This window comes from Azospirillum endophyticum, assembly GCF_016595245.1.
GTDB classification, from domain to species: Bacteria; Pseudomonadota; Alphaproteobacteria; order Azospirillales; family Azospirillaceae; genus Azospirillum; species Azospirillum endophyticum.
This window is the reverse complement of sequence record NZ_JAENHM010000035.1, coordinates 46,879-61,968: the sequence shown is the minus strand read 5'-3', so window position 1 is coordinate 61,968 and position 15,090 is coordinate 46,879. Positions and strand designations below refer to the sequence as shown.

At 67.8% G+C, this 15,090-nt stretch carries 15 protein-coding genes and 1 riboswitch; of the genes, 5 read left to right on the top strand and 10 right to left on the bottom strand.

The features are described from left to right. Nucleotides 1-2: 2 nt before the first annotated feature. Nucleotides 3-1,565 (bottom strand): ABC transporter ATP-binding protein, encoded by a 1,563-nt coding sequence (locus JHL17_RS12110; RefSeq protein WP_211113396.1) that lies wholly within the window; start codon nucleotides 1,563-1,565, stop codon nucleotides 3-5. Nucleotides 1,566-1,591: 26 nt separating this feature from the next. Beyond that, nucleotides 1,592-2,578, bottom strand: coding sequence for a BMP family lipoprotein (locus JHL17_RS12105; protein WP_200193385.1), 987 nt, complete (start codon nucleotides 2,576-2,578; stop codon nucleotides 1,592-1,594). A gap of 218 nt (nucleotides 2,579-2,796) precedes the next feature. On the opposite strand from JHL17_RS12105, the gene JHL17_RS12100 reads away from it, so the two are divergent. Continuing rightward, nucleotides 2,797-3,450: a LysE family transporter gene (locus JHL17_RS12100; RefSeq protein WP_200193384.1), complete on the top strand. Its 654-nt coding sequence runs from the start codon at nucleotides 2,797-2,799 to the stop codon at nucleotides 3,448-3,450. Between the two features lie 35 nt (nucleotides 3,451-3,485). Here the strand turns inward: JHL17_RS12100 and JHL17_RS12095 are convergent, their stop codons facing one another. After that, nucleotides 3,486-4,148: a DedA family protein gene (locus JHL17_RS12095; RefSeq protein WP_200193383.1), complete on the bottom strand. Its 663-nt coding sequence runs from the start codon at nucleotides 4,146-4,148 to the stop codon at nucleotides 3,486-3,488. A 12-nt stretch (nucleotides 4,149-4,160) separates the two neighbouring features. Here JHL17_RS12095 and JHL17_RS12090 point away from each other — a divergent pair, with 12 nt between their 5' ends. Beyond that, a complete protein-coding gene (locus tag JHL17_RS12090; RefSeq protein WP_200193382.1) occupies nucleotides 4,161-4,409 on the top strand; it encodes a hypothetical protein in 249 nt (82 codons plus the stop codon). 283 nt (nucleotides 4,410-4,692) lie between these two features. Here JHL17_RS12090 and JHL17_RS12085 read toward each other — a convergent pair whose 3' ends face one another. The 7 genes from JHL17_RS12085 to JHL17_RS12055 form a co-directional block, all read right to left on the bottom strand. After that, nucleotides 4,693-5,505 carry an IclR family transcriptional regulator gene (locus JHL17_RS12085; protein WP_200193381.1) on the bottom strand — a complete coding sequence of 271 codons (813 nt, stop codon included), beginning with the start codon at nucleotides 5,503-5,505 and terminating at the stop codon, nucleotides 4,693-4,695. Nucleotides 5,506-5,619: 114 nt separating this feature from the next. Next, complete coding sequence (locus tag JHL17_RS12080) at nucleotides 5,620-7,035, bottom strand: sigma-54 interaction domain-containing protein (protein ID WP_345773789.1); 1,416 nt, start codon at nucleotides 7,033-7,035, stop codon at nucleotides 5,620-5,622. A 381-nt stretch (nucleotides 7,036-7,416) separates the two neighbouring features. Beyond that, nucleotides 7,417-8,337, bottom strand: a complete 921-nt coding sequence (locus tag JHL17_RS12075; protein WP_247893504.1) for a branched-chain amino acid ABC transporter permease — start codon at nucleotides 8,335-8,337, stop codon at nucleotides 7,417-7,419. A 63-nt stretch (nucleotides 8,338-8,400) separates the two neighbouring features. Continuing rightward, a complete protein-coding gene (locus JHL17_RS12070) occupies nucleotides 8,401-9,288 on the bottom strand; it encodes a branched-chain amino acid ABC transporter permease (RefSeq protein WP_200193378.1) in 888 nt (295 codons plus the stop codon). A gap of 185 nt (nucleotides 9,289-9,473) precedes the next feature. Further along, nucleotides 9,474-10,682, bottom strand: coding sequence for an ABC transporter substrate-binding protein (locus tag JHL17_RS12065; RefSeq protein WP_200193377.1), 1,209 nt, complete (start codon nucleotides 10,680-10,682; stop codon nucleotides 9,474-9,476). A gap of 165 nt (nucleotides 10,683-10,847) precedes the next feature. Next, complete coding sequence (locus tag JHL17_RS12060; protein ID WP_200193376.1) at nucleotides 10,848-11,585, bottom strand: ABC transporter ATP-binding protein; 738 nt, start codon at nucleotides 11,583-11,585, stop codon at nucleotides 10,848-10,850. Then, nucleotides 11,578-12,354, bottom strand: a complete 777-nt coding sequence (locus tag JHL17_RS12055; protein ID WP_200193375.1) for an ABC transporter ATP-binding protein — start codon at nucleotides 12,352-12,354, stop codon at nucleotides 11,578-11,580. The genes JHL17_RS12060 and JHL17_RS12055 overlap by 8 nt, the downstream gene beginning before the upstream one ends. Before the next feature lie 344 nt (nucleotides 12,355-12,698). Beyond that, nucleotides 12,699-12,922, top strand: a riboswitch (cobalamin riboswitch). Nucleotides 12,923-12,966: 44 nt separating this feature from the next. On the opposite strand from JHL17_RS12055, the gene JHL17_RS12050 reads away from it, so the two are divergent. From JHL17_RS12050 to cobW, 3 genes are read left to right on the top strand one after another with little or no spacing between them, the layout of a single operon-like run. Further along, the gene (locus JHL17_RS12050; protein ID WP_200193374.1) at nucleotides 12,967-13,155 is read left to right on the top strand and encodes a CbtB domain-containing protein; all 189 of its coding nucleotides are present in this window, start codon (nucleotides 12,967-12,969) and stop codon (nucleotides 13,153-13,155) included. A gap of 10 nt (nucleotides 13,156-13,165) precedes the next feature. Further along, on the top strand, nucleotides 13,166-13,930 hold the full coding sequence (locus JHL17_RS12045) for a CbtA family protein (protein WP_200193373.1): 765 nt from the start codon (nucleotides 13,166-13,168) through the stop codon (nucleotides 13,928-13,930). 13 nt (nucleotides 13,931-13,943) lie between these two features. Continuing rightward, on the top strand, nucleotides 13,944-15,005 hold the full coding sequence (cobW, locus tag JHL17_RS12040; protein ID WP_200193372.1) for a cobalamin biosynthesis protein CobW: 1,062 nt from the start codon (nucleotides 13,944-13,946) through the stop codon (nucleotides 15,003-15,005). Nucleotides 15,006-15,090 lie beyond the last annotated feature (85 nt).

Genomic DNA, 15,090 nt, shown 5'->3' with positions numbered 1-15,090 from the left:
CATCATGCACAGCCCGCCATCATCAGCCCCAGCGTCTTCTCGTCCGCCTGGTCCGGCATCACCTCGCCGACGATGTGCCCATCGAACATGACGACGATGCGATCGGACAGGGCCCGGATCTCATCCAGCTCGACCGACACCAGCAGGATCGCCTTGCCCTGGTCGCGCAAGGCCACCAGCCGGCGGTGGATAAACTCGATGGCGCCGATGTCGACGCCGCGGGTGGGCTGGCCGACCAGCAGCAGGTCGGGGTTCCGCTCGATCTCGCGGGCCAGCACGATCTTCTGCTGGTTGCCGCCGGAGAAATTGGCCGCCGCCAGCCGGCCGTCGCGCGGGCGGGTGTCGTATTCCTCCATCCGGCGGGCGCAATCGGCGGCAATGGCCTCGCGGTCCAGCAGCAGCCGGCCGTTCCAGGCCGGATCGTCCTGGAAGCCCAGGATCGAGCATTCCTCCGCCGAGAAGCTGGTGACCAGCCCGACCTTCTGGCGGTCCTCCGGCACATGGCCGACGCCCAGGCCACGCAGCGCGCGGGCGTTGAAGCGGCCCGGCCGGCCGGCCAGCTCCTCCCCGCGCAGGCGGACGGCGCCGCCGGCGATCGGCCGCATGCCGGCCAGCGCCTCCAGCAGTTCGGACTGGCCGTTGCCGGACACGCCGGCGATGCCGACGATCTCGCCGGCCCGCACCGACAGGCCGACGCCCTTCACCCGCTCCACGCCGGAAGGATCGCGCACCCGCAACCCCTCGACGCGCAGCACCTCCGCCCCCGGCCGCGCCGGGGTCTTGTCGACGCGCAGCAGGACCTTGCGGCCGACCATCAGCTCCGCCAGCTGCTCCCGGCCGGTGTCGCGGGTGGCGACGTTGGCGACCACCTGCCCGCGCCGCATCACCGTGACGTTGTCGGTCAGCTCCATGATCTCGCGGAGCTTGTGGGTGATGATGATCACCGTCTTGCCCTGCTGGCGCAGCGCCCGCAGGATGCGGAACAGATGGTCGGCCTCCTGCGGGGTCAGCACGCCGGTGGGCTCGTCCAGGATCAGGATGTCGGCGCCGCGGTAGAGCGCCTTCAGGATCTCCACCCGCTGCTGGGCTCCGACCGGCAGGTCGCCCACCGGGCTGTCGAGATCGACCTCAAGCCCATAGTCGCGGGCCAGCCGGGTCAGCTCGGCCCGGGCACGGGCGAGGCCGCCGGCCAGCGTGACGCCGCCCTCCGCCCCCAGCAGCACGTTCTCCAGCACGCTGAAGGGATCGACCAGCATGAAGTGCTGGTGGACCATGCCGATGCCGGCGGCCAGCGCGTCGCGCGGCGTCCGGATGGCGGCAGGATTGCCGTTCACCCGGATCTCCCCGCCGTCGGCGCGCAGATAGCCGTAGACGATGCTCATGATCGTCGACTTGCCGGCGCCGTTCTCGCCGATCACCCCGTGGATCGTCCCGGCCGGCACCGACAGCGACACGTCGCGGTTGGCATGGTTGGTGCCGAACCACTTGTTGACCGCCACCGTCTCCAGGGCGATCCTTTCCGGTGCCGGGCCGGACCGGACGGACGGCGCGCTTTCCTGATGCATCGACGGGTCCAGAGTCAGGGCCGGGCTCAGGGCTGATACGGCTTGACCGCCAGCGAGCCGGCGATGATCTGCTTCTTGGCCTCTTCCAGCTTCGCTTCCATCTCCGGCGCGATCAGCTTGCGGTTGTTGTCGTCCAGGGCATAGCCGACGCCATCCTCCTTCAGCCCGACGACGCGGTGGCCGGGCTTCCAGCTGCCGTCCTTCGCCGACTTCATGCAGTCGTAGACGACGACGTCGACCCGCTTGACCATCGAGGTCAGGACGCTGCCGGGATGGACGTGGTTCTGGTTGCTGTCGACGCCGATGGACAGCTTGCCGGCATCGGCCGCCGCCTGCAGCACGCCGAGGCCGGTGGCGCCCGCCGCGGCGAAGACGACGTCGGCGCCGCGCGCGAACTGGCTCTTCGCCAGCTCCGCCCCGCGGCCGGGATCGTTCCAGGCGGCCGGCGTCGTGCCGGTCATGTTGACGAACACCTCGTCGCCCGCCGCGACATGCTTCACGCCCTGCTCGTAGCCGGTCAGGAAGTTGCGGATCAGCGGGATGTCCATGCCGCCGACGAAGCCGACCTTGGCCGTCTTCGAGGCCAGCGCCGCCGCCATGCCGACCAGGAAGGAGCCCTCCTCCTCCTTGAAGGTCACGGACTGCACGTTGGGGGCGTCCAGCTTGTCGTCGATCAGGCAGAACTTGGTCTTGGGCGATTCCTTCGCAACCTTGTCCACCGCCGCGGTCTGGGAGAAACCGACGGCGACGATGACCGAGGCGCCGCGGCGGACCAGCGTGCGCATGGCCTGTTCGCGCTGGCCCTCGTTGGTGATCTCGAACTCGCGGTAGGCGGTGCCGGTTTCCTTCTTGAACCGCTCGGCGCCGTTGTAGGCCGCCTCGTTGAAGGACTTGTCGAACTTGCCGCCCTGGTCGAACACCACGGCCGGCGAGAACTCGTCGGCCAAAGCCGGGGCGCCGATGGCCCCGGCCGCGGTCATCGCCAGCATGGCTGCAAGAATACGCGTCTTCATGTCCCACCCACTCCCGACTGCGGAAACTTGACCCAAAGGATAACCGCGCCATCATTTCACACAACAGGGAAAGCGGACCAGACGATGGAGCAAATCGGGGCGCCCCCGGTTGACGACGGGGACGGGGGCGTTTATCACCCCCGCCGATGGTCGTTGCGGCAAACCGGTCGCGGCAAACCGGCACGACCGGCCACGGGAAACTCGGGAGGCGACGCTCGGTGGACGAAGTCTGGGTGCTCTTGCAGGGAATCGTTCTTGGATTCGCCATCGCCGCACCCGTCGGACCGATCGGTCTGCTGTGCATCCGCCGCACCCTGCGGCACGGGCCCCTGATGGGCTTCTTCACCGGCTTCGGCGCTGCCGTGGCCGACACCTTCTACGGCGCCATCGCCGCCTTCGGCGTGTCGGCGGCGCTCAGCTTCCTGCGCGGGCACGAGATCGCCTTCCAGCTGGTCGGCGGCATCTTCCTGCTCGTGGTGGCGGTCCGCACCTTCCGCCAGCATCCCGACGCCGACGAGCGGGAGGCCGCCACGGCTCCCGACAGCAAATCCTGGTTCACCGGCTTCATGACCGGCCTCTCGCTGACCCTGACCAACCCGGCGACCATCATGGCCTTCATCGCCATCTTCGCCGGGTTCGGCCTGGGCGGCACGCTGGACCGGCTGGAGGCCTCGACCCTGGTGCTGGGCGTCTTCATCGGCTCGTCCCTGTGGTGGATGACGCTGGCGATGGGGGTGGCCGCCGTTCGCCACCGCATCTCCGACCGCGGGCTGGCCATGCTGAACCACTGCACCGGCGTGGCGCTCGGCCTGTTCGGCCTGTGGGCCCTGGGCATGGCCGCCACCGGCATCGTCGGGATGGCGACGGCCTGATCGCGGTTCGACAGCCGGCCTTCGGCAGCCGGTCCTCAGCAGCCCGGTGACGGCGTGACGGTCGGCGCCTCCGGATTAACGCCGCCCTTGCGCAGCAAATGCAGCTGCTTGGTCAGCCGCCACAGATACAGCCCGACCAGCACCACCAGCAGACCGATGGTGAAATAGCCGACCAGCCGGTGGGCGAAGGGCCAGGTGGACAGCATATAGCCGGTCCAGGCCAGCAGCAGCGTCCACAGCACCGACCCGATGCCCGAGGCCAGCGCGTAGTTCAGGATCGACATCCGGCAGGCGCCGGCCGGGATCGAGATCAGAGTCCGTACCCCCGGCACCGGTTGCGAGAACAGCACGGCCAGCCCGCCGCGCTTGGCGAACCAGTCGGTGCTCTGCCGCACCTTCTTCGGGTTGATCGTCAGCCAGGGTCCGTATTTCTTCAGGAAGGCTTCCAGGCGGTCGCGCCCCATCAGCCGGCTGGGCAGGAACCATACCAGCTGCCCGGCCAGGGAGCCGAGCCCGCCGGCGATGGCGACTCCGAACAGGGTGAACTCCCCCGTCGCCGCGCCGATTCCGGCGAGCGGGATCACGGATTCGGCCGGCAATGGCGGAAAAACCCGCGCCAGCGCGACGAGAAAGAAAATTCCGACATAGTGGAGGTTGTGCATCACCTGCACCAGCCAGTCCGTCAAGCCGCCTGCCAAGCTTCGTCTCCCATGCCGGAATCCAGCCGCATCCCGAAAACGGTCGTCCGGCAGGAAGGGTTCCCGACCGCAAAACGGGAAATGGGGAACGAGGTCTGGCAGCTTGCCAACCAGACCGCCGAAGCGACCGAGGACATCTCCACCCGGATCACGGAAATCCAGCCCCAGACCGCCGGGAACGCGACCGCAGCCCACAACATCGGCCGGACCATCACCCAGGGGAACGAGCCCTCCAACGGCATCGCCGGCGTCAGCGCCTGACACCACGCGCCGGCGGTTGAAAGGCCAGGACCGGAAGGGAGGAGAGCGCGGGGCGTTGGATTGAACGTGCCCGCACATCCCCGAAGTCTCCGCCCTTCCGGGAGGCCGGCCATCCTTGGCACCGAACGGATGGCCGGCCGGAACAGGATGCCCCGGATCGGGACTCCTGTCTGGAACGATTCAAAGAATGGACTTAACTGCCTGATCCGTCCAATCGTTTTTTCAGAGTGCCTCGATAGGCAAAACCAATCGACGCGGAGAGGGGACCGATTTGTCCGTCCCCTCACCCGTTGAACAGGGTCGCGTCGATCCGCCGGACCATCGCCACCAGCCGCGGCGCATACTCCTCCTCCAGCGTCTTCAGATCGACCATGAAGGCCGGCCCGCCGCAGTTGAAGGCGAGCACCTGCGAGCCGTCGCGCGGCACGAAGGGGACGCCGACGGCATGCACCTCCGATTTCCAGGCACCGAGGGAGCGGCAATAGCCGCGCGTCCGGTAATCCTCGATGGCCTGGAGGATGCCGTCGCGGATCTCCGGCCAACGCTCCCCCTCATGCTCCTCCAGCTTCGCCATCAGCGGCGCGCGCTCCGCCTCCGGCAGTGCCGCCAGATAGGCGCGGCCCATGGCGGTGGTCGACAGCTTGATATGGGACCCGACATCCAGCGACAGGGTGATCGGCCCGGTCGCCTTGCAGCATTCCAGATAGATCATGCTCAGCCGGTCGCGCCCGCCCAACGCCACGGCAAGCCCGGTCTGGTCGGCCAGTTCCTGCATCAACGGCCGGGCGACCTGCCGGATGCCCATGCCCGACAGGCTGGCATAACCCAGCGCCAGCACCGAAGTGCCGAGCCGGTATTTGCCGGTGCTCTGGTCGTAGACGAGATAGCCCAGCTTCGCCAGCGTGTAGGTCAGCCGCGACACCGTCGGCTTGGGCAGGCCGGTGCGCTGCGCCAGTTCCAGATTGCCGAGCATCGCTTCGTTGCGGCGGAAGGCGCGCAGCAGTTCCAAACCGCGCGCCAGCGCGGTGACGAAGCGCGGGTCCTTCTCGTCCTCCGCCAGATCGTCGGCGACCAGAGCCTCTTCCCGCCTGCGCATGCCCCGACCCTCCCACAGGAAACCGCGGGGGCGATCCTGCCAGCCGCCGGATGGCGCGTCAATGGAACGCTATTTCGTGATACGAAATTTGTGGCCGGAGGTCGATGGCCGCGCCTATTGTGTCGCCCCCAGCCCCAGCGTCACCATGCGTTCGTACAGCGAGGCGCGCGAGATGCCCAGCAGCTTCGCGGCCCGCGCCTTGACGCCGTTGGCCTCCTCCAGCGCGGCGGCGATGGCATGGCGTTCGGCGGCGTGCAGCACCTCCTGCAACGGCCGCGCCCCCGCCGCCAGCGGCAGCACGGATGCGCCGGCCGGATGTTGCATGCCGGGGAGCACGCTGCGGATGTGGGGTGCGGTCAGGATCGGCGCGTCGGTCAGCGCCACCACCCGTTCCAGCGTGTTGTAAAGCTCGCGCACATTGCCGGGCCAGTCATAGTCGCGCAGCACCTGGACCGCCGATTCCAGAAGCTCGCGCGGCGGGGTGCCCTGCTGGATCGCCAGCTGCTCCAGGATGCGGTCGGCGATGCTCTCGATGTCCTCCGGCCGGTCGCGCAGCGGCGGCAGGGTGATCGGCACCACGTTCAGCCGGTAATAGAGGTCGGCGCGGAACTGCTTCTCGCGCACCAGGGCATGGAGGTCGCGGCTGGTGGCGGCGATGATGCGCACGTCGACCCGCACCACCTTGTTGGAGCCGAGCGGTTCGATCTCCCGTTCCTGCAGCACACGCAGAAGCTTGGCCTGCACCGGCAGCGGCATGTCGCCGATCTCGTCCAGGAACAGGGTGCCGCCATTGGCGAGCTGGAACTTGCCTTCGCGGTGGCGACGGTCGGCGCCGGTATAGGCGCCGGGGGCGACGCCGAAGAACTCCGCCTCCAGCAGGGTTTCGGGGATGGCGGCGACATTGACGCCGACGAAGGGCTTGGACGCCCGCGGACTGGCGGAATGGATGGCCTGGGCCAGCAACTCCTTGCCCGTCCCGGTTTCGCCCAGCAGAAGGACGGTCGAGTCCATCTGCGCGGCGCGACGGCCCAGCCGCTTGATCTCACGGATCGATTCGCTGGCGCCGAGGAACTGCGAGAAGGAGTATTTGGCGCGGCGCTCATGCGCCAGCTCCTGCTGGGTCCGGGCCAGTTCCTCCTGCATCTTCTCGTATTTGCGGACCAGCGGCCGGAGATATTCGGCGCGGTCGAACAGTACGAAGCCGATGGCGCCGATGATCGAGCCGTCTATGCCGAACAGCGGCATCCGCGTCACCACGAAGGACCGGTCGTCGAACTCCATGATGTCCAGCGGTTGGGGCTGGCCGCTGTCGATGACCCGGCGCAGCTGGCTGTTGGGGATGACCTCCTCCACCGGCCGGCCGCGCGGATCGCCGGGGACGCCCAGCAGCGCCTTGTACTTCTCGTCCATCCAGGCGATGCGGGCGTTGTGGTCGACGGCGACGGCGCCGACGCACATGGATTCCAGATGCTCGAACAGGGAGTGGACCGCCCGCTGGCGCAACGCTTCGAAATCGACGGTGTCGCCCACGTCACCCTCCCAAACGGGTCCGATCTTCGTCGTCCCGGTGTCGAGGCCCCTCGCGATGCCAGCGGCGGAGCCTGCTGCGGTGCAGCGCAATTTGCCAACGATATCAGAGGTCAACATAGTAGCCCATCCGTCGGATTAAAGGGAAGGCGCACAGGATCGGTCGGGTGCGCGGAGTCGATCCGCACCCGTTCATCAGACCAGACCTTGGCGGCACGCCGTGTCGGGAGGCTTTTTAAGAAGGCAACCCGGACCTGTTCTCTACATCCTCCACCCACGCCATCCGCATTTCCGTGATCGACAACCCATACGAGTGTTGGAAAAGGGAAAAAGAGGGGGACCTTCCGGTCCCCCCTGGGGGAGTTGCGGAGAAGACGGGCGGGCTCAGTGCCCCCGTCTGGGCAGGCGGGCGAGCAGCTCGCCGACGATGCCGCGGCGGAAGACCAGGACGCAGACGACGAAGATGCAGCCGATCACCACCGGCACCGGCAGGCTGGTGGAGGCGAGATAGCTTTCCAGCGTCACCACCAGCCCGGCACCCACCACCGGGCCGAACAAAGTGCCCATGCCGCCCAAGAGCGTCATCAGCACCACCTCGCCCGACATCTGCCACGTCACGTCGGTCAGGCTGGCGAGCTGGAACACCAGCGCCTTGGTCCCGCCGGCAAGTCCTGCCAGCGAGGCCGACAGCACGAAGGCGACCAGCTTGTAGCGGTCGGTGCGGTAGCCGAGCGAGACGGCGCGCGGCTCGTTCTCGCGGATCGCCTTCAGCACCTGGCCGAAGGGCGAGTGGACGGTGCGCCAGATCAGGGCGAAGCCGGCGACGAAGATCGCCAGCACGGTGTAGTACATGGTCAGCGGCTGGCTGAGGTCGAACAGCCCGAACAGGGTGCCGCGCGGCACGCCCTGGATGCCGTCCTCGCCATGGGTGAAGGGAAGCTGGAGCGCCAGGAAGAACACCATCTGGCTCAGCGCCAGCGTGATCATGGCGAAGTAGATGCCCTGGCGGCGGATGGCGATCAGCCCGAAGACCAGCCCCAGCCCGGCCGCGACCACGGTGGCGGCAAGCAGCCCGAACTCAGGCGCCCAGCCCCATTCCTTCACCACATGCGCGGTGACGTAGGCGGCCCCGCCGAAGAAGGCGGCATGGCCGAAGCTGAGCAGGCCGGCGAAACCGATCAGCAGGTTGAAGGCGCAGGCGAACAGCGCGAAGCACAGCACCTTCATCAGGAAGACGGGATACAGCACGAAGGGCGCGGCGACGGCGATCAGCAGCAGGACCGCGGCGATCAGTGTGGTGGCCATGGTGGAGCCGCGGGAAGGACCACGCATGGCGACGGAGGTGGAATTGCTGGCGGCGCTCATGGATCAACGCTCCCGTCCGAAGAGGCCCGCAGGCTTGATGAGAAGGACGATCGCCATCACGACGAACACGACGATGTTGGAGGCCTCCGGGTAGAAGACCTTGGTCAGCCCCTCCAGCAACCCCAGACCGAGGCCGGTGATGATGGCACCGAGGATCGAGCCCATGCCGCCGATCACCACCACGGCGAAGACGATGATGATCAGGTTGGTGCCCATCAGCGGCGACACCTGGTAGATCGGTGCCGCCAGCACCCCGGCCAGCCCGGCCAGCGCCACGCCGAAGCCGTAGGTCAGCGACACCATCACCGGCACGTTGATGCCGAAGGCCTGCACCAGCGTCGGGTTCTCCGTCGCCGCCCGCAGATAGGCGCCCAGCTTGGTCCGCTCGATGGCGAACCAGGTGCCGAAGCAGACGGTCAGCGAAGCGACGACGACCCAGGCGCGGTAGTTGGGCAGGAACATGAAGCCCAGGTTCTGCCCGCCCTGGAGGGCCGCGGGGATCGGATAGGGTTGGCCCGACACGCCATACTGGTGGCGGAAGGCGCCTTCCAGGATCAGCGCCAGACCGAAGGTCAGCAGCAGGCCGTAGAGGTGGTCGAGCTTGTAGAGCCGCGACAGCATCGTCTTCTCCAGCACGATGCCGAGCAGCCCGACCACCACCGGTGCCACCACCAGCGCCCCCCAGTAGCCGACCCCGGCATAGGTCAGCAGCAGCCACGCCACGAAGGCGCCGACCATGTAGAGCGCGCCGTGGGCGAAGTTGATGACGTTCAACATGCCGAAGATCACCGCCAGCCCCAGGCTGAGCAGCGCATAGAAGGACCCATTGATCAGGCCGAGCAGAAGCTGCCCGAACAGCACTTGGGGCGGAACTCCCAGCAGGCTGAACATATCCGCATCTCTCCCGGTTCGTGGTCGTTGTTCTTTTGGGTGGGAATTGTCGGCTTCGAATGCCCCCACCTAACCTCCCCCGCTGGGCGGGGGAGGGACTGCCGCCGCTCTCCCACACAAGCACCAATCCCCTCCCCCGCCCAGTGGGGGAGGGTTAGGGTGGGGGTCTAACTCCGACGCCTCCCTCACTTCACCAGCGCGCAGCCGCTCTGCTTGGGATCCATGAAGGCGGTGTCGGCCGGGATGGTCTTGACAATCTTGTAATAGTCCCAGGCCCCCTTCGACTCGGCCGGGGTCTTCACCTGGGCCAGATACATGTCGTGGAACATCCGGCCGTTGGCGGCGATCTTGCCCTTCTTGGCGAACATGTCCTCGACCGGCAGCTCACGCATCTTGGCGGCGACCTTGTCGGCGTCGTCGGTCTTGGCCGCCTCCACCGCCTTCAGATAATGCTTCACCGCCGAGTAGACGCCGGCCTGCACCATGGTCGGCTTCTTGCCGACCTTTGCTTCGAACTTCTTGGACCAGTCGCGGGTCTGGTCATCCATGTCCCAATAGAAGCCGGTGGTCAGCATCAGCCCCTGTGCCGACTGCAGCCCCAGCGCATTCACGTCGGAGATGAACATCAGCAGGCCGGCCAGGCTCTGGCCCGACTGGGTGATGCCGAATTCCGCGGCCTGCTTCACGGCATTGACGGTATCGCCGCCGGCGTTCGCCAGCCCGATCACGTCCGCCCCCGACCCCTGCGCCTGCAGCAGGAAGGACGAGAAGTCGGCGGTGCCCAGCGGATGGCGCACGGAGCCCACGATGGTGCCGCCCAGCGACTTCACCATCTTGGTGGTCTCTTCCTCCAGCGACTGGCCGAAGGCGTAGTCGGCGGTCACGAAGAACCACTTCTTCTTGCCCTGCTCGTAGAGCGCGCGGCCGGTGCCGGCGGCCATGGCGTAGTTGTCGTAGGTCCACTGGAAGCCGTAGGGGCTGCACTGCGCGCCGCTCAGCGCCGTGGCGCCCGGGCCGGACATCAGGAAGATGCGCTTCTTCTCCTTGGTGATGCCCTGCACCGCCAGCGCCGCAGCGGAGTTCGGCACGTCGGCGATGGCATCGACGCCACCGGTGTCGACCCATTCGCGCGCCTTCGATGCGGCGATGTCGGCCTTGTTCTGGTGGTCGGCGACGACGATCTCGACCGCGGCACCGGCGACCTTGTTGCCGAACTCCTCGGCCGCCATCCGCGCCGCGACGGCCGAGCCCTCGCCGGCCAGATCGGCGTAGATGCCGGAACGGTCGTTCAGCACGCCGATGCGGATGACGTTGTCCGACACCTGGGCGGAGGCCGGAACCACGGTCCCGGCGAGCGTCAGCAGGGCGGTGCCGGCGAGAAGAAGCGTACGCATCAGAAAATTTCTCCCTCTTGGTATTATTGTCGGCCGGTCCCCGTTGGGGTGACCGGGGCCGTGGTCGGGACCGGATCCGGCGGTCCGCCATCCCGGCCCCACCCTGCATGTCGGGCACGGGAACCGGGCGGCGGCCTTACCGGCATTGTCGGGTGGCTGGACGGCCTACACGCCGAGATAGGTGTGCAGCTTGTCCATGTTGGCTTGGAGCTGGTCATTGGGGATCATGTCGACCACATGGCCCTCCTCCATCACGTAATGGCGGTCGGCGATGGTGGCGGCGAAGCGGAAGTTCTGCTCGACCAGCACGATGGTGAAACCGCGGGCCTTGAGCGCCCGCACCGCGACGCCGATCTGCTCGATGATCACCGGGGCCAGACCCTCGGTCGGCTCGTCCAGCAGGATCAGGGTGGCGCCGGTGCGCAGGATGCGGGCGATCGCCAGCATCTGCTGCTCGCCGCCCGACAGCCGCGTGCCCTGCGTGCTGCCACGGCCCTTCAGGTTGGGGAACAGGTCGTGGATCTGCGGGACCGTCATCCCGCCCTCCTTGACCACCGGCGGCAGCGTCAGGTTCTCGTCCACGCTGAGGGAGGAGAAGATGCCGCGCTCCTCCGGCACATAGCCGATGCCGAGCCGCGGGATTTTGTGCTGCGCCATGCCGATCAGTTCGGTGCCCTGGAAGCGGATCGAGCCGGTGCGCTTGCCCATGATCCCCATGACGGCGCGCATGGTCGAGGTCTTGCCGGCACCGTTGCGGCCCAGCAGCGTCACCACCTCGCCCTGCCGCACCTCCAGGCTGACGCCGTGCAGCACATGGCTCTCGCCGTAGAAGCCGTGCAGGTCGGCGATCTCCAGCATCGCCGTTCCAGTGCGGGCGGTCTTCGTCTGCATTCCGTCAGGCATGTCCGGTCCCCCCCGTGCCCATATATGCTTCCATCACCTGCGGGTTCTTCGAGACGACCTGATAGGGCCCTTCCGCCAGGATCTCGCCGCGGCGCAGAACGGTGATGGTGTCCGACAGGTGGGCGACGACCGACAGGTTGTGCTCGACCATCAGCACGGTGCGGTCGGCGGCGACGCGCTTGATCAGCGCCGCGGTGCCTTCGATGTCCTCATGCCCCATGCCGGCCAGCGGCTCGTCGAGCAGCATCACCTCGGGGTCGAGCGCCAGGGTGGTGGCGATCTCCAGCGCGCGCTTGCGGCCATAGGGCAGTTCGGCGGCGGTGTGGTTGGCCCACGGGGTGAGGTTGACCGCCTCGATCAGCTCCTGCGCCCGGCCGTGCAGATCGTAGAGCGACGATTCGGACTTCCAGAAATGGAAGCTGGTGCCGAGCGGCCGCTGCAAGGCGACGCGGACATTCTCCAGCACGCTCAGATGCGGGAAGACGGCGGAGATCTGGAAGGAGCGGACCAGCCCCATCAGCGCGATGTCGGCGGGCTTGGTGCGGGTGATGTCGCGGCCCTTGTAGAGGATCTGGCCGCGGGTGGGCGTCAGGAACTTGGTCAGCAGGTTGAACACCGTGCTCTTGCCGGCGCCGTTCGGGCCGATCAGCGCGTGGATGGTGCCGCGGCGAACCTGGAGGTTCACCTCCTTCACCGCCACGAATCCCTTGAATTCCTTCGTTAGATTGCGCGCTTCCAGGATGATGTCGTCGTTCGGTGCGGCGTTCATCGGTCGCGAATTCTCCTCCCGTTCGTCCTTATGTCCAGGCTTTCAGGCCTGGTCTTTTGTCCGGCGTCCTGCACCGGGGCCGCCATAGGGCGGAACGTTTCACCGATTGTCGTACGCACAAAGCATGCCAGTTCGCGGTCGCTTCGTCCGGACCGCCACACGCTTTGCTTCTTCGCCGGTTTCGCTGCGGCGCCCTCCGTCTCCCCACCAATTCCTGACAGAGGAAAGTGTCGGATTTCCGGACACTCTGTCCAGCAAACATGACAGCATCCAAAATGTCGGCGCGCAAGATCGTCTGCATGGCCGACGCCTTATTGCGGGCTTGCCAAACGCGGGCGGCGCTGCGATGGTGACCGTCCGACGGTGCCCTGCCCGTCCTGACGGACGGCGGGGATAATAGGGAATGCGGTGCGGACTTCCCTCGATGCGAAGTCCCAAGCCGCGGCTGCCCCCGCAACTGTGTGCGGCGAGCATCCCGTCCATCATGCCACTGGCCCCCGGGCCGGGAAGGCGGACGGCGATGCGGCGACCCGCAAGCCAGGAAACCTGCCGCCGGATGTCTCAACCTTTCCCAACCCCGCCGGGTGTGGCGGGAGAGCAAGGATTTCTTCGATGACCACCCATTCGATCCACACCGCCGGCGCCTCCGCGAGCCGCAGCGCCGCCCAGACCGCGGTCGCCGCCTTCGCCGCGATCCTGCTCGGCAGCTTCCTGCTGTACGGCGTCGGCTTCGCCCAGCCGCAGCAGATCCATGACGCGGCCCATGATGCCCGTCATTCCTTCGCGTTCCCCTGCCACTAAGCAGCGGGTCATGGATCTGATCCGGCGGCTGTTCACAGCCGCTTTGGTCGCGGGCGTGCTCTCCGGCACGGCCGCTTCCGTCGTTCAGCAGGCGACGACCGTCCCGCTGATCCTCGAAGCCGAAAAATACGAGGTGGTGACCCCGCCTCCCGCAACCGCTGCGACTGCCGCCGGCCCCGCTGAGGCACATCAGCATGGCCCGGTGCGCGAGGTCGGCGAAGGCGTGCCGACCACGTTGGACGAGGCGATGCAGCGCATCGGCCTGACCATCGCCGCCAACCTGATCACCGGCGTCGCCTATGCGCTGCTTCTGGGCGCCGCGATCCTGCTGGCCGGACGGCCGGTCGATGCGCGACGCGGGCTGGTCTGGGGCATGGGCGGCTTCATCGCCGTCTCGCTGGCACCCTCCTTCGGCTTGCCCCCGGAGCTGCCGGGCATGGCCGGAGCCGAGCTGGAGCTGCGCCAGTTCTGGTGGCTGTCCGCGGCGGCCGGTGCCGGTGCCGCCATGCTGGCCTTGGCCTTCGCCCGCAATCGCCTCGTCATCGTCGCCGCCGTCCTGGCCGCGGCATTGCCCCACCTGATCGGCGCTCCCCATCCGGAAAGCGCCGAGGGCGCCGTCCCGCCGGAACTGGCCGCCCGCTTCGTCGCCGCCTCGCTGGGCGGTGCCGCCCTGTTCTGGGCGATCCTGGGATCCGTCTGCGGCTGGCTGATCAGCGGCCTGGTGACTTCGGCCGAATCCCGCCCGGCCCTGCGGGTCCAGCCCGGCGCGCGTTAAGGAGCCAACACCCATGTCTGCCCCTGCGAAATCGGCTGCCGGCAAGGTTCCGGCGACCGTCATCACCGGCTTCCTCGGCGCCGGCAAGACCACGCTGATCCGTGGCCTGCTGGAAAAGGCCGAAGGCCGCCGGCTGGCGCTGATCATCAACGAGTTCGGCGATGTCGGCATCGACGGCGACATCCTGCGCGCCTGCGGCAGCCCGACCTGCACCGAAGACGACGTGATCGAACTGGCGAACGGCTGCCTGTGCTGCACCGTCGCCGACGATTTCGTCCCGGCCATCGAGAAGCTGCTGGCCCGGCCGGATCCGCCCGAGCATATCGTGATCGAGACCAGCGGTCTGGCGCTGCCCAAGCCGCTGGTGCAGGCCTTCCATTGGCCGGCGATCAAGACCCGCGTGACGGTCGACGGCGTCATCGCCGTGGTGGACGCCTCCGCCGCGGCGGAGGGCCGCTTCGCCCCCGATCCCGCGGCGCTGGAGGCGCAGCGCGACGCCGCCGGCACCGTCGATCATGAAACCCCGATCGAAGAGGTGTTCGAGGACCAGCTGCTCTGCGCCGACCTGATCGTCGTCAACAAGACCGATCTGGTCGCAGCCGGCGACCTCGCCCGCGTCGAGGAGCTGATCCGCGGCGCGCTCAACCATGCAGTCGGCCGTGACGCCAAGCTGGTGCGTGCCTCCCAGGGCGCCGTCGACCCGCTCGTCCTGCTGGGCGTCGGCGCAGCGGCGGAGGACGACCTCGCCAACCGCCCCAGCCATCATGACGACGAGGAGGGGCACGACCACGACGATTTCACCAGCTTCGTGGTGGAGCTGCCGGCCCAGCCCGATCCCGCCGCTCTGGCGATGACGCTGGAGAAGGTCGCCGCCCTGCATGGCGTTTTGCGTCTGAAGGGCTTCGTCGACGTGCCCGGCAAGCCGATGCGCCTGCTGGTCCAAGGCGTCGGCACCCGTATCCAGACCCACTACGACCGCCTGTGGAAGCCCGGCGAGGAGCGCCGCAGCCGACTCGTGGTGATCGGCGAGACCGGGCTGGACCGCGATGCGGTGACGCGGGCGGTTGTCGGGTAAGGGGGGCGGCGGCGTTAGAGCCCCCACCTAACCTCCCCCGCTCTCAGCGGACCTACGGTCCGCCTGTCGCGTCAGCACAAAGCGA

Coding starts and splice junctions, on each gene's coding strand:
- JHL17_RS12045 (WP_200193373.1), top strand. CDS start 13,166: ATGGATCTGATCCGGCGGCTGTTCACAGCCGCTTTGGTCGCGGGCGTG.
- JHL17_RS12060 (WP_200193376.1), bottom strand. CDS start 11,585: ATGCCTGACGGAATGCAGACGAAGACCGCCCGCACTGGAACGGCGATG.
- JHL17_RS12065 (WP_200193377.1), bottom strand. CDS start 10,682: ATGCGTACGCTTCTTCTCGCCGGCACCGCCCTGCTGACGCTCGCCGGG.
- JHL17_RS12090 (WP_200193382.1), top strand. CDS start 4,161: ATGCCGGAATCCAGCCGCATCCCGAAAACGGTCGTCCGGCAGGAAGGG.
- JHL17_RS12055 (WP_200193375.1), bottom strand. CDS start 12,354: ATGAACGCCGCACCGAACGACGACATCATCCTGGAAGCGCGCAATCTA.
- JHL17_RS12085 (WP_200193381.1), bottom strand. CDS start 5,505: ATGCGCAGGCGGGAAGAGGCTCTGGTCGCCGACGATCTGGCGGAGGAC.
- JHL17_RS12050 (WP_200193374.1), top strand. CDS start 12,967: ATGACCACCCATTCGATCCACACCGCCGGCGCCTCCGCGAGCCGCAGC.
- JHL17_RS12070 (WP_200193378.1), bottom strand. CDS start 9,288: ATGTTCAGCCTGCTGGGAGTTCCGCCCCAAGTGCTGTTCGGGCAGCTT.
- JHL17_RS12075 (WP_247893504.1), bottom strand. CDS start 8,337: ATGGCCACCACACTGATCGCCGCGGTCCTGCTGCTGATCGCCGTCGCC.
- JHL17_RS12105 (WP_200193385.1), bottom strand. CDS start 2,578: ATGAAGACGCGTATTCTTGCAGCCATGCTGGCGATGACCGCGGCCGGG.
- cobW (WP_200193372.1), top strand. CDS start 13,944: ATGTCTGCCCCTGCGAAATCGGCTGCCGGCAAGGTTCCGGCGACCGTC.
- JHL17_RS12110 (WP_211113396.1), bottom strand. CDS start 1,565: ATGCATCAGGAAAGCGCGCCGTCCGTCCGGTCCGGCCCGGCACCGGAA.